At 56.6% G+C, this 21412-nt stretch carries 18 protein-coding genes; 2 read left to right on the top strand and 16 right to left on the bottom strand.

The window, feature by feature from the left end:
• Nucleotides 1-151: 151 nt before the first annotated feature.
• Nucleotides 152-1051, bottom strand: a complete 900-nt coding sequence (locus ACXADJ_RS14185) for an alpha/beta hydrolase family protein (protein ID WP_475067064.1) — start codon at nucleotides 1049-1051, stop codon at nucleotides 152-154.
• 97 nt (nucleotides 1052-1148) lie between these two features.
• On the opposite strand from ACXADJ_RS14185, the gene ACXADJ_RS14180 reads away from it, so the two are divergent.
• Nucleotides 1149-1514, top strand: coding sequence for a MerR family transcriptional regulator (locus tag ACXADJ_RS14180; protein ID WP_475067062.1), 366 nt, complete (start codon nucleotides 1149-1151; stop codon nucleotides 1512-1514).
• Between the two features lie 130 nt (nucleotides 1515-1644).
• Here the strand turns inward: ACXADJ_RS14180 and ACXADJ_RS14175 are convergent, their stop codons facing one another.
• Together ACXADJ_RS14175 and ACXADJ_RS14170 are read right to left on the bottom strand one after the other, a co-directional pair.
• Nucleotides 1645-2982, bottom strand: coding sequence for an aminotransferase (locus tag ACXADJ_RS14175; protein WP_475067058.1), 1338 nt, complete (start codon nucleotides 2980-2982; stop codon nucleotides 1645-1647).
• A gap of 93 nt (nucleotides 2983-3075) precedes the next feature.
• On the bottom strand, nucleotides 3076-4527 hold the full coding sequence (locus ACXADJ_RS14170; RefSeq protein WP_475067056.1) for an NAD-dependent succinate-semialdehyde dehydrogenase: 1452 nt from the start codon (nucleotides 4525-4527) through the stop codon (nucleotides 3076-3078).
• Nucleotides 4528-4664: 137 nt separating this feature from the next.
• Between ACXADJ_RS14170 and ACXADJ_RS14165 the strand changes: the two genes are divergently transcribed.
• On the top strand, nucleotides 4665-5588 hold the full coding sequence (locus tag ACXADJ_RS14165; RefSeq protein ID WP_475067053.1) for a LysR family transcriptional regulator: 924 nt from the start codon (nucleotides 4665-4667) through the stop codon (nucleotides 5586-5588).
• Nucleotides 5589-5611: 23 nt separating this feature from the next.
• Here the strand turns inward: ACXADJ_RS14165 and ACXADJ_RS14160 are convergent, their stop codons facing one another.
• From ACXADJ_RS14160 to glyA, 13 genes are all read right to left on the bottom strand, one after another.
• Nucleotides 5612-7024, bottom strand: coding sequence for an amidase (locus ACXADJ_RS14160; protein WP_475067051.1), 1413 nt, complete (start codon nucleotides 7022-7024; stop codon nucleotides 5612-5614).
• A gap of 16 nt (nucleotides 7025-7040) precedes the next feature.
• Nucleotides 7041-7340: a cupin domain-containing protein gene (locus ACXADJ_RS14155; RefSeq protein WP_475067049.1), complete on the bottom strand. Its 300-nt coding sequence runs from the start codon at nucleotides 7338-7340 to the stop codon at nucleotides 7041-7043.
• A gap of 167 nt (nucleotides 7341-7507) precedes the next feature.
• Nucleotides 7508-8527 (bottom strand): histone deacetylase family protein, encoded by a 1020-nt coding sequence (locus ACXADJ_RS14150; protein ID WP_475067046.1) that lies wholly within the window; start codon nucleotides 8525-8527, stop codon nucleotides 7508-7510.
• Between the two features lie 35 nt (nucleotides 8528-8562).
• A complete protein-coding gene (locus tag ACXADJ_RS14145; RefSeq protein WP_475067043.1) occupies nucleotides 8563-9825 on the bottom strand; it encodes an allantoate amidohydrolase in 1263 nt (420 codons plus the stop codon).
• 10 nt (nucleotides 9826-9835) lie between these two features.
• Nucleotides 9836-10774: a 2-hydroxyacid dehydrogenase gene (locus ACXADJ_RS14140; protein ID WP_475067041.1), complete on the bottom strand. Its 939-nt coding sequence runs from the start codon at nucleotides 10772-10774 to the stop codon at nucleotides 9836-9838.
• Nucleotides 10774-12417: an ABC transporter ATP-binding protein gene (locus tag ACXADJ_RS14135; protein ID WP_475067039.1), complete on the bottom strand. Its 1644-nt coding sequence runs from the start codon at nucleotides 12415-12417 to the stop codon at nucleotides 10774-10776. Before ACXADJ_RS14135 ends, ACXADJ_RS14140 begins: the two co-directional genes overlap by 1 nt.
• A 1-nt stretch (nucleotide 12418) precedes the next feature.
• A complete protein-coding gene (locus ACXADJ_RS14130; protein ID WP_475067037.1) occupies nucleotides 12419-13258 on the bottom strand; it encodes an ABC transporter permease in 840 nt (279 codons plus the stop codon).
• On the bottom strand, nucleotides 13255-14238 hold the full coding sequence (locus tag ACXADJ_RS14125; protein WP_475067035.1) for an ABC transporter permease: 984 nt from the start codon (nucleotides 14236-14238) through the stop codon (nucleotides 13255-13257). Before ACXADJ_RS14125 ends, ACXADJ_RS14130 begins: the two co-directional genes overlap by 4 nt.
• 62 nt (nucleotides 14239-14300) lie before the next feature.
• On the bottom strand, nucleotides 14301-15860 hold the full coding sequence (locus ACXADJ_RS14120) for an ABC transporter substrate-binding protein (RefSeq protein ID WP_475067033.1): 1560 nt from the start codon (nucleotides 15858-15860) through the stop codon (nucleotides 14301-14303).
• A gap of 24 nt (nucleotides 15861-15884) precedes the next feature.
• Nucleotides 15885-16676, bottom strand: a complete 792-nt coding sequence (locus ACXADJ_RS14115; RefSeq protein WP_475067031.1) for a class II aldolase/adducin family protein — start codon at nucleotides 16674-16676, stop codon at nucleotides 15885-15887.
• Nucleotides 16677-17140: 464 nt separating this feature from the next.
• On the bottom strand, nucleotides 17141-18064 hold the full coding sequence (locus tag ACXADJ_RS14110) for a LysR substrate-binding domain-containing protein (RefSeq protein WP_475067029.1): 924 nt from the start codon (nucleotides 18062-18064) through the stop codon (nucleotides 17141-17143).
• A gap of 139 nt (nucleotides 18065-18203) precedes the next feature.
• A complete protein-coding gene (locus tag ACXADJ_RS14105; RefSeq protein WP_475067026.1) occupies nucleotides 18204-19631 on the bottom strand; it encodes an L-serine ammonia-lyase in 1428 nt (475 codons plus the stop codon).
• Between the two features lie 376 nt (nucleotides 19632-20007).
• The gene (gene glyA / locus ACXADJ_RS14100) at nucleotides 20008-21273 is read right to left on the bottom strand and encodes a serine hydroxymethyltransferase (RefSeq protein WP_475067024.1); all 1266 of its coding nucleotides are present in this window, start codon (nucleotides 21271-21273) and stop codon (nucleotides 20008-20010) included.
• Between the last annotated feature and the right edge of the window lie 139 nt (nucleotides 21274-21412).

Below are 21412 nucleotides of genomic sequence, written 5' to 3'. Positions count from 1 at the left end.
CCTGCGTTTTTTATGCGCTGACTCCGTTGGAGTTTCCAATTGGCGTTGAGATTCTCCACAAGGGTCTGCTGGTAACAGCAGGCCCTTTCTTATGGGTGACTGACAGAGTTATTCAGACCTACACTCTAAGCCTCCATTTCAAGCCTTCACTTCAAGCGTCCAGCCCAAGCCGCCATTGCTCCAGCTGTTGCAGGATGTCCTCCCAGATAAACCGATTGGCTGAATGGAAATAGCCAAAATGGCCGATCTTGCGGTTAGGGCTATCCGCTGCCGGGTACTGCTGAAAGCTGATGCCTTTAACGCCCTCAATATGACGCCAGAAATTAGCCACATTGGCGGCAGAAGCAATTTCATCATCGCTGGCATGGATCACATGCACCGGCATTGGCATCGCCTTGTAAGCCCCCTCAGCAACGGTTTTGCCGTAATAGCTGAGAGCAAAAAACAGATCCGGCTCCTTACACCAGTCGTGCCACTCGGACGCCAGCGAGGTTGGCAAATCCTCCATAAAGCCAAAACGACCAGCGACCACATAACCGCTAATGCGAGCTGACAAAGGCCCAAACAGCTTGAAGAAAAAATGCGCCTTCAGCCGATACCCCAACGGCATATTGGCGAAATGACCCGCCGAGGACGCCACCGCAACCAGGCCCTGCACCTGATCGACATTGCTGGCAAAACCAAACTGCTGACCTCCGGCACTGTGGCCGACACAGAACAACGGCAGCCCCGCTGGGGTACGACGCTTGGCCTCGGCAATGGCGGCTGGAATATCCAACCGGCCAATGTCCGAAAAGCGATAATCCGACTGTTGCAACGGTAGCTGGCGGGACTCGCAGAATACCCGGTAATTCCACAACAAAACCTGGTAGCCGTTGACCTGCAAATACTCACAAAAACGACGATAAAACAGGGTTTTGGTGGCCGTTCCTGGGTTCACCAGCACGGTGCCTTTGGTCTGCTCGGGTGCTGACGCCAAGTCGGTTGTCTGGGCATCAAACCAGTAACCCGCCAATGGCGTACCGTCGGCCGCCTTGAATTCAATCTGCATGCATCCGTCCTGTTGTTGTTATCAGTTTGACGTTGTGTTCAATAAATGTCAGAGCCTAAACTATGGAGCTTACTCCATAGTCAAGGGTTTGCCTGCCATGCAGATGAAAGACGTGATGGCTGCCACCAACCTCAGCCGCGACACCATTCGTTTCTATGAAAAAGAAGTCCTGCTGGCCGCCCCGGTACGAGGCCAGAACGGCTACCGCCACTACGACGATGGCGTGGTGAAACAACTCAAACTGATCATCCGCGCCAAACACCTGGGCTTTACCCTGAAAGAAATCAAAAGTCTCAACGCGCTGTTGTACCAACGCTCGCTAACGCCTAAAGAACTGGCCAAACACCTGCGCGAAAAACGCGCCGAAGTCAGCGACAAGATTGAACAACTCCAGAACATCCAGCGTGAGATCGACCTGGCGCTGGCAGGGATGTGTGAGCAGCGGGAGAGTTTGAATGGGTAGTTGATGATTGATAGTGAAGAGTGGCTAGCTGGTTATGAGAACCCAGCCGCAGCAGGGGGGACGCTGCTCCGGTTGAGTTCATGGCCAATTTTGTGGCTGGCAATGTGGTTGTAAACAGAGCCTGGCGGGGTTACATCAAGCCGTTAGCCATCATGTGCTCTTCGGTGGTTTTAAGCGCTGCTGCAAACTTGCTGATCAACTCGTCGATTTGGGCACGGGTAATGATCAATGGTGGGCAGAAGGCAATCGCGGTGCCGCCCACAGCACGCAGAATAAGGCCATTGTCCTGACAGGCTTGCTGCAGGAAGTAGGACACGCTGGCCGGGAATGCCTGATTGGTGGCGGTGTTATGCAAGTCGACGGCGGCAATCAGGCCACGGCCACGAACTTCACCTACAATCGGGCTGCTGGCGAATTGCTGCAGCTGATGTTGCAGGTAAGCTCCGGTATCCGCGGCGCGGGCGAAGATTTCATCGCGCTGATAAATTTCCAGCGTCTTCAGCGCCACCGCACTGGCAACCGGGTGGGCCGAGTAGGTGTAGCCGTGACCAAACACGCCCAGCTCAGCGCATGGCTCAACCATGGCGTCGTACATATCTCCACGAATGACCGCGGCACTGATCGGCTGGTAGGCAGACGACAGTTGCTTGGCCAGACTCATCATGTCCGGCTTGATGCCCATGGTCGTAGAGCCAAAGTCATTACCGGTACGGCCAAAACCGGTGATCACTTCATCGGCCCAGAAGAAAATATCGTACTTGTTCAGCAGTGCCTGCACCTTGGCGTAATAGCCATCCGGCGCAATGATCACGCCGCTGGCCCCGGTGATTGGCTCGGCGATAAAGGCGGCGATGGTTTCCGGCCCCTCAGCCAGAATTTGCTGCTCCAGATTACCCACAATACGGTCGACGAACTGGCTCTCGGTTTCGCCATCGAGCTTGTCGCGCAGGTAGTAAGGCGCATCGGTGCGAATGATGCCCAGCGCATCCACCGGCAGGTCGAAGTTGGCGTGGTTGATCGGCAGGCCAGTCAGGCAAGCAGCACCGATAGTGACGCCGTGATAGGAACGCTGACGGGCAATGATCTTGCGTTTTTCCGGTTTGCCAATGGCGTTGAAGTAGTAACGCAGCAACTTGATCTGGCTGTCGTTGGCGTCGCTGCCGGAATGGCCAAAGAAAATGCGGGCGTTATCCACAGGCACCATCTCGGCCAGTGCTTCGGACAACTGCATGCCGACCTTGTGGGTCTTGCCGCTGAACATGTGCGAGTAGGCCAGATCGTGCAGTTGTTGGGTCGCCGCGTCGATCAGTTCCTGATTGTTGTAGCCCAGCGAGGTACACCAGAGGCCGGACATGCCTTCGAGGTACTGCTTGCCTTGGTCGTCCTGGATGTAAATGCCATCGGCCTTCTCAAGAACAAGTGCTTCGGTGGCTTTGAAGTTGGTGGTTGGGTAGATGATTCTGGACATGGAAGTCTCCGCTGTACCGGGTTTATGACAACCCGGTCTTGAATGCTGGTGGGTATTTCTCTGGGGTTTTCTCTTGGATTCTTCAGGGCCGTACTACATGCCACCCAAGCAGATGTATTTGGTTTCGAGGAAGTCATCGAGGCCGTATTTGGAACCTTCACGACCCTGGCCGGACTCTTTCACGCCGCCGAACGGAATCACTTCGGAACTGAGCGCGGCTTCATTGACTCCGACCATGCCGTATTCAATGGCTTCGCTAACGCGGAAAATGCGGCCGAGGTCGTTGGTGTAGACGTAAGCAGCCAGACCGAACTCGGTATCGTTGGCCATGGCAATGGCTTCTTGCTCGGTTTCAAAGCGGAATACCGGCGCTACCGGGCCAAAAATCTCTTCGCGGAACACCCGCATGGAGCTGTTCACGTTGGTGAGGATGGTTGGCTCGTAGAAATGCTCGCCCTGAGAACCCGGCTGGCCACCAACCAACACAGTCGCGCCTTCGGCAACGGCTTGCTGGACTTTGTCGTGTACGCCCTGAACCGCTTTGGTGGTATTCAGGGGGCCCTGGGTGGTGCTGGTATCAAGGCCATCGCCGACCCGGAACTCACGCACTTTGGCAGCAAATTTCTCGACGAAGGTATCGTAGATACCGGCTTGCACCAGCATGCGGTTGGAACAAATACAGGTCTGGCCGGAGTTGCGGTACTTCGCCAGAATCGCGCCATCTACCGCCCGTTCAAGGTCGGCGTCGTCAAAGACAATCACAGGTGCGTTACCGCCCAGTTCCATCGAAGTGCGTTTGACGGTATCGGCACACTGTTTCATCAGCAACTTGCCGACCGGCGTTGAGCCGGTGAAGGTCAGCTTGCGAACAATCGGACTGCTGGTCATCTCGCCACCAATGGCCGGGGCATCGGTACCGGTGACGACATTGAACACACCCGCAGGCAAACCGGCACGACGGCCCAGTTCGACAATCGCCAGCGCCGACAGCGGCGTTTCTGCTGCGGGTTTCAGCACCACGGTGCAGCCAACTGCCAGCGCTGGGGCGACCTTGCGGGTGATCATGGCGTTGGGGAAATTCCACGGTGTAATGGCGGCTACCACCCCCACTGGTTGCTTCAGTACCAGCCCACGACGGTCGTTGGTTTGCGGAATAATGCCGCCGTAAACCCGCTTGCCTTCTTCGGCGAACCACTTCAGGAAAGAGGCTCCGTAGGCGACTTCGCCACGGGATTCGAACAGTGGCTTGCCTTGCTCGGCGGTCATCAGTACCGCGAGATCTTCCTGTGCAGCCATCATCAGCGCGTACCATTTTTCCAGAATGGCACTGCGTTCTTTGGCGGTTTTTGAACGCCATACCGGTAACGCCTGTTCAGCGGCAGCAATGGCCTGACGGGTTTCTTCTGCACCCATTTCAGCAACCTGTGCCAGACGTTCGCCGTTGGCCGGGTTGATCACATCAAAGTGGGTGTTGCTGTTGCCAGCGTGCCATTGGCCGTTGATGTAGCCCTGGGTTTGCAGCAAGCCAGTGTCGTTCAGTTGCATGGGAATCTCCTTGGTCTTGATTGCAAGATACCCGTGCAAAACCATGGCTAATATGATTGTTTAGATTGAATTACAATTGGATATACAAAAGTATTCTGACCCTTGATATCCGGGCCCTTAACAGTCAGGAGCGCACCATGGGACGTAAAAAAGCCGCCTTGCCGGGACAGCTGTCTGACCTCGACATCAGATTGCTGCGGGTATTTCGGGCCGTCGCTGAAAGCGGTGGTATCAGTGCCGCCGAGCTGCGGCTGAATCTGGCCAACTCGACCATTTCGAACTACATCAGCGATCTGGAAAAGCGGCTGGATATGCGTTTGTGTGAACGGGGTCGGGCGGGTTTCCAACTGACTGAACACGGCCGGGTGGTGTACGACGCCAGTCATGAGCTGTTTGATGCGGTGGATATTTTTCGCAGCAAGGTCAATCAGTCCCATCAACGACTGACAGGCGAGTTGCAACTGGCGTTGTCGGAACATCTGCCGGGCGGGCCGGACTCGATCATCGTGCGGGCACTCAGCCGCTTCAGTGAACTGGCACCGGACGTGCGGGTAGAAATTATTACGCTGTCGTCCGATGACGTTACCAGTGTGGTGCTGGACGGCAAGGCCGATCTTGGGGTGTCGGTGCTGCTGCAAAACTACCCGGAGCTGCAAACGCTGGAATTATTTGACGAGCAGATGCTGTTGTACTGCGGAGCCGGTCATCCGCTCTATGGCAAGACGGACATTGGCCCCAAGGATCTGCTGCCACATCGGTTTGTGGAATCGCCCCGACTGATGCCCGGCAAGGAAATGTCGCCGGATGTGAGGCACTGGAATATCCATGCCCGTGCCCATCATCAGGAAGCCCGCGCGGCATTGATTCTGGGTGGCCATTATCTGGGCATTTTGCCGCAGCACATGGTGCAGGGTTGGGGCTATGAAAGCCGCTTACAGGCGTTATTGCCTGAACGTTATTCGTATCGCAACCGTTACACCGCCATCCATCGTCGCCGCACTCGCCATGCCGAGGCGGTCGCATTGTTTCGACAGTGTCTGGAGCAGTACGTCATTGACTGACGTACTGCTACTGGTCGAAGAGCTTACGGATTTACCTGCTTTGGACGACTCGGGTGCCCAGACGCCATCAGCGGCTCAAGCTGGCGACAGGTATTGAGTAGCTGCGCGTCTTTTCCTTTCGCTGCTACCAGATGTAGACCGACGGGCATGTTGTTCGCCAAGCCACAGGGCAGGGTTGCTGCTGGCTGCTGGGTGAGATTGAACGGGTAGGAAAACGGCGTCCATTCCATCCAGTAGCGCTGATCCGGGCTGGTGGTATCACGACCTGCTTCGAAGGCGGTGATCGGCAGTGTTGGCGTAATCAACAGATCGTATTGCTGGTGAAAGTGCTCCATGTGGGAGCCGAGCGCAGCGCGGGCATCGACGGCTTTCATGTAGTTAGTAATGGCAATCTTTTCTCCCTGTTCGGCAATGGCCCGGAAGCCCGGATCAAGCAGCTCACGCTGGGCCTCACTCATGGTCGAAATTACCTTGCCAGCACCGGCAAACCACAGCGTCGAAAACATCTCCAGTGGGTCGCTGAAGCCTGGATCGACCTCTTCGACCTGGACACCCAGCTCGACCAGTTTGGCCACCGCTTCATCGGTGCACAGGCGTACTTCCGGATCAACATCGACATAACCCAGCGTAGGGCTGTAAGCCACTTTCAACCCTCGCAACGGATTGCCTGGTATCTCAAACCAGTTGCCGTTGAAACGGCGGTCCGAATACCAGTCGCGTGGGTCGGGTTGGGCAACTACGTCCATCATCAGCAGGCTATCCGCTACCGTACGAGTCATCGGCCCCAGATGCGACAGGGTGGTCATGGCACTGGCGGGCCACTGGGGAATGTAACCAAAGGTTGGTTTGATACCGAACACGCCACAAAAACCGCCGGGAATACGAATGGAACCACCGGCATCGCTGCCCTGATGCAGTACGCCCATATTCAGCGAAGCCGCTGCCGCCGCACCGCCGGAAGAACCACCTGCGGTTTTGGAGGTATCCCACGGGTTGCGGGTGATGCCGCTGACGCGGCTGTCGGTGACGCCTTTCCAGCCAAACTCCGGTGAGGTGGTCTTGCCGAGAATCACGGCGCCGGCTTCACGCATGCGGGCGGCGAAAGGAGCGTCTTCGGTCTGCAAGGTGTCCGGGCTGGTCAGCGAACCACTGCGCATGGGCATGCCTTTGGTTTTGGTCAAATCCTTGATCGAGGATGGCACGCCGTCGATCATGCTTAGCGGTGATTTTTTGAGCCAGCGCTGCTCAGATTCGGCCGCTGCCGCCAGTGCTGATTCTTCTGCCACGTGGCAGTAGGCATTGACGTCCTCGTTACAGGCGTCGATGCGGGCCAGCGACGCTCTGGTGGCATCGACCGGCGACAGGTCCCCTTTCCTGAACAGCTGCAGCAGGGTGACGGCGTCCAACCCGGCGATTTCTTCGTAATTGTGGCTCATAACGGCTGCTCCTGTTTTAGCGCTTCATTTCTGTCTCTACAAAGATCATCGGCGCATCGGTGGCGTTAGTAACGTTGTGCTCAACACCGGCCTTGCGGTAGTAGCTGACGCCCGGTTCGATGTCGAACAGGCGGGTACCATTGGCGTCTTCAATCTTCATGGTGCTTTTGGTGATTGGCGTGATCACGTAGTCATACTCGTGGCGATGATGACCGGTTTCAGCGCTGGGCTCGAAGCTCCAGCGGGTAACGCGGACGTCGTCGTTATCAACGTCGCAATGGGGAACCGCAGTTGTAGATGAGCTAACTTCACACATGAGATTTATCCTTTAATAAAGATTGCCCAAAACGGGATTTTGCCGCTTTGGAGCGGATTCAGAACGGCCGCTATCGCTCGCGACAGACCTTGCGAGTGCTGAATCCGGTGATTGAAGGGTGGCAAGCAGTGCTTCGGAATGGCTTACCGGGACTTTTTGAACGTGCGTTACATAAAGTTCTTCAGAATGGCGGCGAGGTTATCGCCCAGAATCGGCGAGATATAACCCCCTTCCTGAACAATCACGGTTGGCTTGTCGAGCTGACGCAGACGCGCACCGATTCGTTCGTAGCCTTCGGTGGTAATGGCCAGCACACCAAACGGATCCTGTTCCGAGGCGTCCAGCCCCTGGGCAATCACAATGGCATCCGGTGCAAACGAGGCGACCTGTTGCAGTGCACTTTCCAGTGCTTGCAGATACACATCATCACCCGTACCGGCAGGCAGCGGCAGATTAAGGTTGTAGCCATAGCCGTCACTTTCGCCGCGTTCGTGACTGTAGCCCCAGTAATGTGGGTAACAGCCGTTCGGGTCAGCGTGCAGTGATACCGTCATGACATCGCGACGATTCCAGAAAATGGCCTGAGTGCCGTTGCCGTGGTGCAGGTCGATATCAATGATGGCAACGCGGTCACAGGTTTCGCGCAGCCGCTCGGCGGCAACGGCGGAGTTGTTGAGGAAGCAGAAGCCACCGGCACCGTCAGGGTAGGCATGATGACCCGGCGGACGACACAGTGCGTAGGCATAGCGTGACTCACCGTTGGCAACGTAATCGGCCGCGGTTTGTGCGGTCTGGGCGGATGCATAGGCTCCTTGCCAGGTGCCCGGACCCATTGGACAAGAAGTGTCCATCAGGTGCCAGCCAACCCGCCCGATGATATCGGCCGGATAAGAGGAGTCGTAGCGTGACGGGTTACTTTTCGGAATGATTTCTTCGCTGGCGTCAGGCAGCTGCTGCCATTCGCTGTAGGCGTGTTCAAGAAAATTGAGGTAGTCCGGCGAATGCACTCGCGACAGGATACCCGGCCCGAAATCTTTCGCTTCGCCTACCGGTATTTCCAACCCCGACAGCGAGGTCAGGAAAATCTCACCACGCTCCGGCAATTCCCGCGCTGCGATGGCCTTGCCGTTTTTCATGTAAAACTTCGGATGATGCAGGCTTTGCTCTGCACTGTAGAACGCTTTCATTGGTAATCTCCGAGATAGTCTCCGAAAAGACACAGTCAGCTGTTTGCGGCTTTCAGCAAGGTGTTCAGCAACAGGTCACAGCCTTTGGCCAGCTGTTCAGGTGCGGTGTATTCCTTCTCGTTGTGGCTCAGGCCATTTTCGGAAGGCACAAAGATCATGGCGGTTGGCGCAATGCGGTTGATGTACACGGCGTCGTGTCCGGCACCACTCACCAGCGTCATGGCTTTCTCCGCTGGCAGGCACTCGGCGGCTGCGGCGGTGATTTCAGCTATGGCGTCGGTATCGAAGGGCGAGGCTGGCAAGCCCCAGAATTGTTCGATGCTGATACTGAGGTTGCGGGCATCAGCGAGGGCATGAATCAGTGCCCTGGCCTTTTGCTCAAGGGCTTCGAGGGCATCGTCGCTGGCTTCACGCAGGTCCAGTGAGAACACCACTTCGCCCGGCGAAACGTTCACTGACGCCGATGGCATATCCAGTTCGCCAATGGTGCAACGGGTAGATGCACTGCCTGCGGCGGCCATTTCGGTCAGCTCCGATATCATTTTGGCGCTGCCTACCAGAGCGTCGTTGCGCATTTCCATTGGGCTGGGGCCTGCATGGCAGGACTGACCACTGACACGTACCCGATACCAGCGCATGCCCAACACGCCAGAGACAATGCCAAGGTCGATCTTGTTGGCTTCCAGTACCGGGCCTTGCTCAATGTGCAACTCGAAGTAGCGATGAATCGGCGTGCGGGTCTGGCTGTCTGCTGTGTTGTCGATGGTGTAGTTTGATTGCGCCAGTGCTTCTGCGACGGTGATGCCATCGGCATCGGTTTGCGCCAGCGCTTCTTCGAGGGTGAAGACTCCAGCAAATACGCCGGAGCCCAGCATCGCCGGTTTGAAGCGGGCACCTTCTTCGTTGGTCCATACCGCGACTTCGATCGGTCGTTCGGTTTCGATCTTGTGTTCATTCAGGGTGCGAATGGCTTCGAGGCCGGACAGCACCCCATAGATGCCGTCGAATTTGCCACCGGTCGGCTGGGTGTCCAGATGACTGCCAGTCACCACTGGCGCCAGCTTGTTATCGCGGCCCGGACGACGCAGGAACAGGTTACCGATAGCATCAACGCGCAGTGTGCAGCCTTCGGCCTGGCACCAGTCGATAAACAACTGACGGCCACGCAGGTCTTTCTCGGACAGCGCCAGTCGATGGCAACCACCGACCTTGCTGCCTTCGACGTCGACGTGGCCAATTTCACCGATCGCCATCAGCGATTGCCACAGGCGTTCGCCGTTGCTCTTTAACGCATTCATGGAGACTCCTTCAGTAGCCAATGTCTTTCAGCACTTGATTGGCAGGTGGTTTATCCAGAGCAAAGCGCTCCACTTCGTTGACGATGTTGTCGACCGCTGCCGATGGCCGTACGTCACTGGCGTCGTGGGGGGTAACGAAGATTTTCGGGTGATCCCAGATTTTGTTGTCGACCGGCAGGGGTTCCGGGGCAAATACGTCCAGTGAAGCCCCGGCCAGCTGGCCATTTTCGAGGGCTTCGAACAGGTCTTCGGGCACCAGATGATGACCACGACCGATATGAACCAGGTAGCCGCCAGACTTCATTTTGGCGAAGGTGTCGCGGTTGAGAATGCCCCAGGTTTCGTCGGTCAACGGCAGCACGCAAATCAGCACTTCGGTGCGTTCAAGGAAGGCATCGAATTGTTCTGTGCCGGAAAAAAACCGGATATCCGGGTTGCCCAGCGGCTTGTCGCTTTTGCGCCAGCCGGCGACGTCATAACCCAGTGCATAACAGTCGTTAGCCAATTTCTCGCCCATAAAGCCCATGCCGAGAATGCCAACACTGATGTCGGCTGGTGCGCGCATCGGGTGACGAATCCACTGGTGTTCAATTTGCTGCTGACGGTAGCGTTCGAAATTGCGCTGGTGGCCGATGATGTGCCAGAGCGCAAAGGTGCTCATGATCGAGGCCTGTTCCGGGTCGCGGTTGCGGCAAACAATGACATCGTCGCGCAGACTCGGGCAGGCAAGAATGTTATCCACACCGGCGGCGGTGGATGCCACCAGTTTGACGTTGGGATAGCGATCAAAAAAATCGGCATCCGGGTGCCACAGCAGCGCGAAGGTGATTTCCTCCGGGTTGTGCGGCATGTCGGTGCTTACGACTTTAAAGTTGTCGGCATAGCGGCCAAAGCTCTCCAGGTACGGCTGCTGGCTCACCACACGGATTTGTACGATTCCCTTGTGCATCAGGCGATTTTCTCCACAGCTGCTGAAGGTTGGCCGCTGCGCCAGTCGGCACCCGGAATCGATTCGATCAGGTTGCGGGTATAGTCGTGTTGCGGGTGTTCGAAGACGGCCTTGGTATCACCGGCTTCAACGATCTGGCCGTGTTTCATAACGATGATGCGATCACACACCTGAGCAGCAACACGCAGGTCGTGCACAACAAACAGCACCGCCAGATTGAGCTTCTGCTTGAGGGTGTCGATCAGCTCCAGAATTTGCGCCTGTACTGATACGTCGAGGGCCGAAATCGCTTCGTCTGCCACCAGAACTTGCGGGTTGTGAGCCAGCGCGCGAGCAATACCGACACGCTGACGTTGACCGCCGGAGAATTCATGAGGGTAGCGGTCCAGTGCGGTTTCTGGCAGCTCTACCAACGCCAACAGCTCTTTCGCCCTCTGCATGGCTTCAGCCACCGGTACGCCTTGGGCAATCGGGCCATCGGCGATGATGCGGCCGACTGTCTTGCGCGGGTTCAGCGAGGCATACGGGTCCTGGAACACCATCTGGATCTTTTTGCGATAGGGCGCCAGCGCCTTGTTGTCGAGATCCTGAATGGCATCACCATCGAGCAGGATTTCACCGCTGTCGGACTCTAACAGTCGTACAATGCAGCGGCTGACAGTGGACTTGCCGGAACCGGATTCACCCACCAGACCGAGGGTTTCGCCACGGTACAGATCAAAATTCACATCGCGGGCGGCGTGAACGGTGCGGCCGGGCTTGAACCAGCTGCCTGGCGACACGTAGGTTTTGCACAGCGACTTCACTGACAACGCTGGGCTCTGGTTGCTGCGGTCCTGAACTTCACGCTCAGGCGCTACCAGCGGTGGCACGGCGGCAATCAGCTTTTTGGTGTAATCATGCTGTGGATTATTGAGCACCTGCTTGGCGTCACCGATTTCAACCATGTTGCCGTATTGCATCACCACCACGCGGTCGGCGATTTCGGCCACTACGCCAAAGTCGTGGGTAATGAACATCACCGCGGTGCCGTGCTTGCGCTGCAGCTCCTTGATCAGGTGCAGGATCTGCGCCTGTGTTGTTACGTCGAGGGCGGTGGTTGGCTCATCGGCAATCAGTATTGATGGCTCCAATGCCAACGCCATGGCGATCATTACCCGCTGGCGCTGACCACCAGAGAGCTGGTGCGGATACACCTTCATGGCCTTTTCGGGGTCGGGCAGGCCGACGTCCTTGAGCAGCCCCAGCGTGCGGGTCTGACGCTGCTGTTTGCTCATATCGCTGTGGATCAGGAACACTTCGCCAATCTGGTCTTCGATGCGCATTAACGGATTCAGCGCCGTCATTGGTTCCTGAAAGATCATGCTGATGCGGTTACCGCGCATCTTGCGGGCACGGCGTTCTTCCAGTGATACCAGATCGTGGCCATCAAAGGTGATCGCGCCGCGTTCGGCCTGAATCGCCTTCGGCAGCAAGCCCATGATGGCGTTGGCGGTCATGGATTTACCGGAACCGGATTCACCCACCACACAGAGGATTTCGCCAGCATTGAGTGCATAACTGAGGTTCTGCACGGCGTACGGGCGGTCGGCACCTGCGGGCAGTCGGATCGACAGATCTTCTACTTTCAAAAGCGGTTTCATATCAGCTCTCCCGGCTACCGGACAGTTTCGGGTTTAGTGCTTCGTTGAGTCCTTCACCGACCAGATTCAGTGCAAGTACGGTCAGGGCGATGGCAATGCCGGGGAAGAAGCTCAGCCACCAGGCCTGACGGACCACGGTACGGGAGGCACCGATCATGTAGCCCCAGGACATGATTTCCGGGTCGCCAAGGCCAAGGAACGACAGTGACGATTCCAGCAGAATGGCGGTAGCCACCATCAGCGAGGCCATAACGATGATTGGCGAAATGGTGTTAGGCAGAATCTCGCGCAGGATGATATTGCGGTCGGTCTGGCCATTCAGGCGCGCCGCCAGCACGTATTCCTGATTACGCAGGGCCATGAATTCACCGCGTACCAGACGCGCCACTGGTGGCCAGCTCACCAGCGCAATCGCCAGCGTGATGGAGTACACCGAAGGCTCGAAAATGGCGACGATCACAATCGCCAGCGCAAAGCTCGGTACGGTCTGGAAGATTTCGGTGAAGCGCATCAGGGCTTCGTCGATCCAGCCACCGAAGTAACCGGCGCTGGCGCCCAGTGGAATGCCGATCAACAGCGCGATCATGGTGGAGATCAGACCAACCAGCAGTGAGATACGGGTGCCGTACACCAGTCCGGCCAGTACGTCGCGGCCCATGGTGTCGGTGCCTAACATCAGGCTGCCGTTCTCCAGTGGCGGCAGGAATGGCCGGTTCACCATGCGCCATGGCGAGGTTTCGTAAAGGTAGGGGCCAAAGATGGCGACCAGTATGAGTAACGCCAGCACGATCAGTCCGAACAGCGCTACCTTGTTGCTTGATAGTTTTCTCAGAATACTCATTTGGCTAACTCGATTCGTGGATCCACGATGCAGTAGATGAGGTCGGTTGCGAGGTTGAACAGCACCACCATGGCAGAGGAGATAAAGAACACGCCCAGCAGTAGGTTGTAGTCACGCTGGAACAGCGCCTCGAACATCAGGCGGCCAATGCCGGGCCAGGCAAATACGGTTTCGGTCAGTACGGCACCACCAATCATCTGACCGGCTTGCAGGCCGGCCAGGGTCACTACTGGCAGCAGTGCATTACGCAAGGTGTGGCGGAAGGTCACGCGGGACGGCTTCATGCCCTTGGCCTTGGCGGTTTTGACGAAGTCGGCGCGGCTGGTTTCGATCATCGAGGTACGGGCCATGCGGGCATACACCGCGGTAAAGAACAGCCCCAGGGTCAGCGCCGGCAGAACCAGATGTTCGGCGATATCAACAAAGCGATCCCAGCCGGTGAAGTTGGCACCGACGGTTTCCATGCCAAAGGCAGGCAACCAGCCGAGGAAGACCGAGAACAGCAGCACGGCCATCAGTGCCAGCCAGAACAATGGCGTGGCGTAGAACACCAGTGCGGCGACAGAAATGGCAGAATCAATCCATTTACGATGGTTGGAGGCAGCGATAACGCCAACCAGAACCCCAAGCACCAGTGATAATACAAAGGCGGTGCCGGTTAGCAGCAGGGTGGCTGGCAGACGGTCCATGATGAGGTCAAATACCGGCATTTGCTGACGGTAGGTTTCACCCATGTCGAACTGCACCAGATTGCTGATGTAGACCCACAACTGGTAGTAAAGCGGTTGGTCAAGGCCGAACTGTTCACGCAGCTGTTGCAGGAAGATTTCATCGGTGGCACCGGCTTCACCAGCCATCACTTTGGCAGGGTCACCGGGAGCAGCACGAATCAGGAAGAAGTTGAAGATTGCGATGACGAACAGTACCAGCAGGCCCTTGATCAGGCGCCCACCAATGTAGAAGAGGGTCTGGATACTCATAGCTAGTTTCCGTAGATCGGGGGCAGACCGTCAGCGACGGCCCGCCCGATTGACGCAAGGGGTTACTTCTCGATCCAGGCGGTGCCAAAGGCATCGTTAACGCCGATGGCGGAGTCGATCAGGTTGTGCACGTTGCAGTTGTAGATGGTCGGGAATTCCAGTTCGAGCAACCAGGCCACCGGCACGTCTTCCACCAGTTTTGCCTGCACTTCGTTGTAGAGTTGCTGACGTTTGCTGTCGGGGTAGGCGGTGGCCGCTTCAGCAAACAGCTTGTCCACTTCAGGGTCGCTGTAGCCTTCGGCGTTGTTCCACGGTGAGCCCTTGGCGATATTGCTGGACACGTAGGAGCGCGATACCCCCAGCGCCGGGTCGCCGTACTGGTACAGGTAGGTGAAGGACAGGTCGAAGTCCCAGTCGGAGATCTTCTGGTTCCAGCCTGCGACGTCGGAAGACACCATGTCGGTCTTGATGCCTACTTCAGCCAGGTTCTGACGGATGGCTTCGGCCCAGCGTTGCCAGGTTTCGCCGTAAGGCATTGGCAGCAGCCGCACTGGCGTACCGTCGTAGCCCATCTCCTTCAGCAGTGCCTTGGCTTTTTTCGGGTTGTATTCGTAATCCGGCAGGTTCTCGTCGAAAAAGTTGGTCTTCGAGCCGATAGGACCCTTGGCGATGGTACCGTAGCCGTTCCATAGTGCGTTCTTGGCAAACTCGCGGTCCATGGCGTACATGATGGCCTGACGGAAGCGCTTGTCGGACATCGGGTAGGTACGGTTGTTGATCCACAGCCAGGCGTGTGGCGAGAAATATTCCCAACCGTCGGAGGTGGAGCAGGAGTTATCCAGCGCCGTCAGACGTGGGATATCGAAGTTTTCCACTGAACCACCGGGCAACACGTCGATCTTGCCGGTTTCATAGGCGACGGAGCGGGAAGCGGCGTCCGGAATCACGTGCCAGTAAATCTCGTCCAGATACGGCAGACCTTTGACGTGGTAGTTCTCGTTCTTCACTGCGTGGATGTAGGAGCCTTTCTTCCACTCATCAAATTTGAATGGGCCGGTACCAATCGGCGTGTGGTTGGCCGGATTGGTCTTGTAATCGGTGCCTTCGTAGATGTGTTTCGGAATCATCGGCATGGTGCCGGTTTCAAACAAGCCAATGAAGGGGCCGAACGGCTCTTTCAATTGGAATACCACGGTGTAGTCGTCAGGGGCGGTGATTGAGTCAACATACTTCAGCGACTGACGCAGACGGGCGTTGGTTTGACGCAGGAACTTGTCGACCGAAAACACCACGTCGGCGGAGGTAAACGGCTTGCCGTCATGCCAGCTAACGCCTTCTTTCAGATGGAACGTCCAGGTCTTGCCGTCTTCGCTGGTGTCCCACGAAGTTGCCAGCAGCGGCTGTGGATTCAGGTCCTTGTCGTAACGCAGCAGGCCTTCGTAAATGTTACCGGCTACCTGCTGCGTCGGCGCGTTGGAGTACATACCGATCATCAGGCTTGGGGGTTCCGGCTGTACCACTACGTCCATGGTACCGCCGTATAGGGGATCAGCGGCTTGAGCGTTGATGGCTGTCAGTGGAATAGCGGCTGCGAGTACTGCTTGTAATAGTCGTTTCTTCATATGCTGGGTCTCGATGATGAGGGTTCAGGTGCGATAGTGCGGAGCGACTTTTTCCAATAAGCGGAGGTAGGCGAGCCATTCGGCGTGGAAGCCATTGCGCTGACTCAGCTCGCTGAATTGCTTGTACTGTCCGTAGGTGCGCTTGCAGACATCGTCTACAATCGGGGTGATGGTCAAACCACTGGACAGCACCGCCAGTTGGGTCTGGCAGGTGCGTTCGAGGTTGTACATCAGGGTGAAGGATTCACCGATGGTGTCGCCAAGGGTCATCAGGCCGTGGTTTTCAAGAATCATCACCTTGCTCACCGGGCCAAGGTCTTTCACCAACCGTTCACGCTCTTCCAGGTCCAGTGCGATGCCCTCGTACTTGTGACGGGTGACATCCTGATAGAACTGCAGTGCCCATTGGTTGATCGGCAGAATGCCTTCCTGAGTCGAGGAGATGGCAACACCGGCTACCGTGTGGGTATGCAATGCACACTGCACATCCGGGCGCGCGGCATGAACAGCAGAATGGATGGTAAAACCAGCCGGGTTGGCACCCATGCCGAAGGGGTCTTCCAGTACCTTGCCGTTCAGGTCGATGGTGACCAGATTACTGGCTGTGACTTCGCCGAAGCGGGTGCCGTAGGGGTTGATCAGGAAGCGGTCATGAACACCGGGCAAGCGTGCAGAAATGTGTGTGTAGATGCTGTCGCTCATGCCGAAATGTTCGAGCAAGTTGTAGGTTGCGGCCAGATCGATCCGCATCCGCTGTTCTTCACCTAATGACGGATAAACATCGTTAACAAAATCCGAACTGGCAACACGCTCCATGATGGCTCCTTGATGTGTTGGTGGCGCTCCTGATCCTTTTGTTGGGCTTGGGAGCTGGCTTGAAATTATTTTTTGTCAATTTAAACGCGTCGACAATCGATATTTTTAGACGCAATTGTTTCCAAAAACTGGACATTTTGGGCGCAAAAACGGTGCATTCTTTAATCAAACGGCATCCGATACGGCGAGGAGGAAGGCGGTTATTTGGGGTGTTATGGCAACCTCTTACATGAATATGCAAGTAAAAGGCCAGCCGGGAGTTTGTGCGGCTGAGGGCAAATTTCTAACGTGTACACGACAGTGAGAATGCCAGCGCACCGGCTTTTTAAGGACTGGGATATGGGAGGGCGAGTGGTGTTGTTAGCACTATCAGTGCTGCACAAAAACGGGGCGTATCTCTTTGGATAGCGCTGTCATATGGCTTTTGCCCATTGTCGCCATGTTAAAAGTGAGTGGCTGATTTGTTATCCGGTAATGCCAACCCCTTGCTTGCGCCAGTTTCTCTTCTCTGCCGTGAATTTATCTTCCAGCCACTGAATAAAGGCTTGCACATCCGGCCGGTCGGTCTTTTCAGGGGACGTCACAAAGTAATAGGCCTTCGGGGCGTCAATACTGATATCAAATGGCATCACCAGCTGGCCTCGTGCCAGAGCGTCGCCACTGAGCATATTGTCACCCAGTGCAATGCCTTGCCCTGCCAAAGCGGCAGACTGGACAAAGTGAGCATCGGAAAAGGTAATCCCTGCTCCTAACTGGGCGTTTTGGACGCCATTGGCACCAAGCCAAACTCGCCAATTGGTTTGGCTCGACAGGTGCAGCAGCGTGTGGGAAGGAAGGTCGGCGGGGCTTTTTAAGCCTGCGCTACGGTTAAGATAGCCAGGGCTACAGACCGGGAACAGTTGCAGCGCCATCAGCCTTTGTACGTTCATTTCTGGCCAGTGGCCATCACCGTAGGAAATATAAAGGTCTACTTCTGCGTTGGTGGTGTCGTCCGGAGTGCGCGGGGATCTTAGATCCAGTTCCAGTTTGGGATACAGCCGTTGAAACTCGCCGATATGGCGGCAGAGCCAATAGGTGGCCAGCCCCGGAATACAGCTGACAATCAGCCTTCCTGTGATATCCGGACCGTTCTCCCAACGCGCCGCAGCAAGCAATATTTGCAGTGAGCGACGTGCTTCACTGGCATAACGCTGGCCTTGGGCTGTGAGTTCGATGCTGCGGCCACTGCGATAGGTCAGGGTGAAGCCAAGAGTGTCCTCCAGCACCGCAATCTGACGGCTGATGGCACTGCGGGTCAGGTGCATTTCTCTGGCGGCACTGGTTACGCTGCCAAGTCGAGCAACGGCTTCAAATGCTCTGAGTGCGGTAATGGATGGGTAGCTTTGCATCAATCAGCTTCCTGGCGCATGGATGATTTGCCCGTCCATTCGGGCATTCAACTACTGTAACAGAGCCGAAAGCAAAAAAATCCCGGGCTGCTTTCGCAGGCCGGGATTCTGTGTGGGGTGATCCGGTTGTGTCGTCCGATCAACACTCAATCACGTTCACGGCCAGGCCGCCGCGTGAGGTTTCCTTGTATTTATCGAGCATGTCCTTGCCGGTGTCGCGCATGGTTTTGATCACTTTATCCAGCGAGACAAAGTGCTCGCCGTCGCCTCGCAGGGCCATTGCTGCGGCGTTGATGGCTTTCATGGCGGCCATGGCGTTGCGTTCGATACACGGCACCTGAACCAGTCCGCCAATCGGATCGCAGGTCAGGCCTAGGTTGTGTTCCATGCCGATTTCCGCGGCGTTTTCTACCTGCAACGGCGAACCGCCAGTGGCTTCGGCCAGGCCCGCAGCGGCCATGGCGCAGGCTGAGCCTACTTCGCCCTGACAGCCGACTTCTGCACCCGAGATAGAGGCGTTTTCCTTGAACAGGATGCCAATTGCGGCGGCTGACAGCAGGAAGCGGATGACGCCTTCTTCATCGGAGTTGGGGCAGAAGTGGATGTAGTAGTGCAGTACTGCCGGAATAATGCCCGCCGCGCCGTTGGTGGGAGCGGTGACCATACGACCGCCGCCGGCGTTTTCTTCGTTCACGGCCAGCGCGTACAGGTTGACCCAGTCCATGGCGCCCAGCGAGGGGGTGATCATGTCCATGCGGGTGCGGTTTTTGAGGCTTTCATGCAGAGCTTTGGCGCGGCGTTTCACTTTCAGGCCGCCGGGCAGGATGCCTTCGGAAGACATGCCTTTTTTGACGCAGTCTTTCATTACGCCCCACAGCTCGAGAATGTCTTCGCGGATCTGTTCTTCGGTGCGCCAGGCTTTTTCGTTCTCCATCATGATTTCCGAGATGGACAGGCCGGTTTCCTTGCAGATGCGCAGCAGGTCTTCGCCGGTCTTGAACGGGTATTTCACGCTGGTGGCGTCTTCGACGATGGCACCAATCTTGTCGCTGGAGTGCACGCTGTCGTCGACCACAAAGCCACCGCCGACCGAGTAGTAGGTGGAGAACTTGAGTTCGTTGCCGTCGGCATCCCAGGCGCAGAAGGTCATACCGTTGGCGTGGAAGTCGAGGGCTTCAATGCGGTGGTAGATCAGGTCTTCGTTCATATTGAACGGAATGGTTTTTGGCTCGGCCTGAACGCCGTCTTCGAGGTAGTCGGTGACGTCCAACAACGTTAACTGGCCGGTTTCTTCGATGTCGGCAGTACGTGGCACCACGCGGTCCGGGTCGATTTTTTCTGGTAGTTCGCCTTCCAGTCCCAGCAGTACCGCTGGGCCAGAACCGTGGCCTTTGCCCGTTGCGCCGAGGGAACCGTAAAGCTGGCATTGCACCCGGTTAACCTGCGTCAGCAGGCCTTCTTTGGCCAGCGCCGATGAAAACATCCAGGCGGCTTTCATGGGACCAACGGTGTGAGAGCTGGACGGGCCAATACCGATTTTCAACATGTCGAACAGACTGATAGCCATGATCGGCTCCTCGGGTGACATCAGACCCCGCTGTTGTTCATACAACCAGCGTGATCTTCAATAATCTTTAAATCAATAGCAGAAGATGGGCGCAAGCGCCCATCTTCTGTGGTTTGTGCTGTCGGGGTGTCGGCGGTTTTGTAGCCGTCTGAGCGGGCCAGGATCGGGAATAAATTCCCTCCTACAGGCTGACGCCAGACGCCAGTTTTGCCTGTGAAAGAGCGAATTTATTCGCGCGAGCGCCCATACGTTGCTGCGAGTTTTGGGTAGGTTGGGCCCTGCCCAACTTTCGCTGGGCGAGGTCCAGCCTACGAGCGCAACACGCAGGGATCGGGAATAAATTCCCTCCTACAGGTCGACTTCAGACGCTGCAAGATCACTCGCCGTAAGCAGGGAACTGCTTGCACAGGTCGTGAACTTTCTCTTTCACCATACCGATGATGCGGGCTTCTTCAGACGTGCCCAGTACGGACAGGATGTCGGAGATCCAGCCAGCCAGTTCCTTGCACTGTTCTTCCTTGAAACCACGGGTGGTGATTACCGGTGTGCCGATACGTAGACCGGAAGTCACGAATGGCGACTGTGGGTCGTTAGGAACAGCGTTTTTGTTCACAGTAATAGAAGCGGCGCCCAGAGCAGCGTCAGCGTCTTTGCCGGTCAGACCTTGCTTGATCAGGGACAGCAGGAACAGGTGGTTTTTGGTGCCGCCGGATACTACGTCGTAGCCGCGTTCAACAAATACACGCGCCATGGCGTCGGCGTTTTTAACCACTTGCTGCTGGTATTCCTTGAACTCAGGAGACAGCGCTTCCTTGAAGGCAACCGCCTTGGCGGCGATCACGTGCATCAGTGGGCCACCCTGACCGGCCGGGAAGACCGCGGAGTTCAGTTTCTTTTCCAGCTCCGGGTTGGATTTGGCAACAATCAGACCGCCACGAGGACCGCGCAGGGTCTTGTGAGTGGTGGTGGTACACACGTCGGCGTACTGCATCGGGTTCGGGTAAACGCCAGCCGCTACCAGACCGGCAACGTGTGCCATGTCGACGAACAGGTAAGCGCCCACGGAGTCGGCGATTTCGCGCATGCGAGCCCAGTCAACGATCTGGGAGTAGGCCGAGAAGCCACCGATGATCATTTTCGGCTTGTGTTCTTTGGCCAGGTTTTCCATTTCAACGTAGTCGATCTCGCCGGTTTCAGCGTTCAGACCGTACTGGACGGAGTTGTAGATCTTGCCAGAGAAAGACACCTTGGCGCCGTGAGTCAGGTGACCACCGTGAGCCAGGCTCATGCCCAGTACGGTATCGCCTGGTTGCAGCAGCGCCATGAAAACAGCGGCGTTGGCCTGGGAGCCGGAGTGTGGCTGAACGTTGGCGTAATCGGCGCCAAACAGTTCCTTGGCTCGGTCGATGGCCAGCTGTTCAACCACGTCGACGTATTCACAACCACCGTAGTAACGCTTACCCGGGTAACCTTCGGCGTACTTGTTGGTCAGCTGGGAGCCCTGGGCTTCCATCACCATTGGGCTAGTGTAGTTTTCGGAGGCGATCAGCTCGATATGATCTTCCTGACGAGCCACTTCATTTTGCATGGCTTCCCACAGGGCCGGATCGAAATCCGCAATACGATCTTGCTTGTTGAACATGGGCTTATCCTGAAACGTATGGGTCGAGATGACCGTGTTTATTGCGTCGGCGCTTGTACGTTGCGCTTGTATGTCGGAGGGATAGTAAGTCCGGCCTCGTGGGCCAGAATGTCTGCTTGCGGCCGGGGTATGACAAAAA

It is taken from the genome of Oceanobacter sp. ABM4_470, assembly GCF_056158645.1.
This window is presented reverse-complemented; position numbering and strand designations above follow the sequence as displayed.

What these genes read in the sequence shown, in the direction of transcription:
- ACXADJ_RS14115 (WP_475067031.1), bottom strand. Translation starts at nt 16,676, where the DNA reads ATGGAGCGTGTTGCCAGTTCGGATTTTGTTAACGATGTTTATCCGTCA.
- ACXADJ_RS14155 (WP_475067049.1), bottom strand. Translation starts at nt 7,340, where the DNA reads ATGTGTGAAGTTAGCTCATCTACAACTGCGGTTCCCCATTGCGACGTT.
- ACXADJ_RS14170 (WP_475067056.1), bottom strand. Translation starts at nt 4,527, where the DNA reads ATGCAACTGAACGACACTGGCTTGCTGCAAACCCAGGGCTACATCAAC.
- ACXADJ_RS14175 (WP_475067058.1), bottom strand. Translation starts at nt 2,982, where the DNA reads ATGTCCAGAATCATCTACCCAACCACCAACTTCAAAGCCACCGAAGCA.
- ACXADJ_RS14140 (WP_475067041.1), bottom strand. Translation starts at nt 10,774, where the DNA reads ATGCACAAGGGAATCGTACAAATCCGTGTGGTGAGCCAGCAGCCGTAC.
- ACXADJ_RS14185 (WP_475067064.1), bottom strand. Translation starts at nt 1,051, where the DNA reads ATGCAGATTGAATTCAAGGCGGCCGACGGTACGCCATTGGCGGGTTAC.
- glyA (WP_475067024.1), bottom strand. Translation starts at nt 21,273, where the DNA reads ATGTTCAACAAGCAAGATCGTATTGCGGATTTCGATCCGGCCCTGTGG.
- ACXADJ_RS14135 (WP_475067039.1), bottom strand. Translation starts at nt 12,417, where the DNA reads ATGAAACCGCTTTTGAAAGTAGAAGATCTGTCGATCCGACTGCCCGCA.
- ACXADJ_RS14145 (WP_475067043.1), bottom strand. Translation starts at nt 9,825, where the DNA reads ATGAATGCGTTAAAGAGCAACGGCGAACGCCTGTGGCAATCGCTGATG.
- ACXADJ_RS14125 (WP_475067035.1), bottom strand. Translation starts at nt 14,238, where the DNA reads ATGAGTATCCAGACCCTCTTCTACATTGGTGGGCGCCTGATCAAGGGC.
- ACXADJ_RS14110 (WP_475067029.1), bottom strand. Translation starts at nt 18,064, where the DNA reads ATGCAAAGCTACCCATCCATTACCGCACTCAGAGCATTTGAAGCCGTT.
- ACXADJ_RS14180 (WP_475067062.1), top strand. Translation starts at nt 1,149, where the DNA reads ATGCAGATGAAAGACGTGATGGCTGCCACCAACCTCAGCCGCGACACC.
- ACXADJ_RS14130 (WP_475067037.1), bottom strand. Translation starts at nt 13,258, where the DNA reads ATGAGTATTCTGAGAAAACTATCAAGCAACAAGGTAGCGCTGTTCGGA.
- ACXADJ_RS14150 (WP_475067046.1), bottom strand. Translation starts at nt 8,527, where the DNA reads ATGAAAGCGTTCTACAGTGCAGAGCAAAGCCTGCATCATCCGAAGTTT.
- ACXADJ_RS14165 (WP_475067053.1), top strand. Translation starts at nt 4,665, where the DNA reads ATGGGACGTAAAAAAGCCGCCTTGCCGGGACAGCTGTCTGACCTCGAC.
- ACXADJ_RS14160 (WP_475067051.1), bottom strand. Translation starts at nt 7,024, where the DNA reads ATGAGCCACAATTACGAAGAAATCGCCGGGTTGGACGCCGTCACCCTG.
- ACXADJ_RS14120 (WP_475067033.1), bottom strand. Translation starts at nt 15,860, where the DNA reads ATGAAGAAACGACTATTACAAGCAGTACTCGCAGCCGCTATTCCACTG.
- ACXADJ_RS14105 (WP_475067026.1), bottom strand. Translation starts at nt 19,631, where the DNA reads ATGGCTATCAGTCTGTTCGACATGTTGAAAATCGGTATTGGCCCGTCC.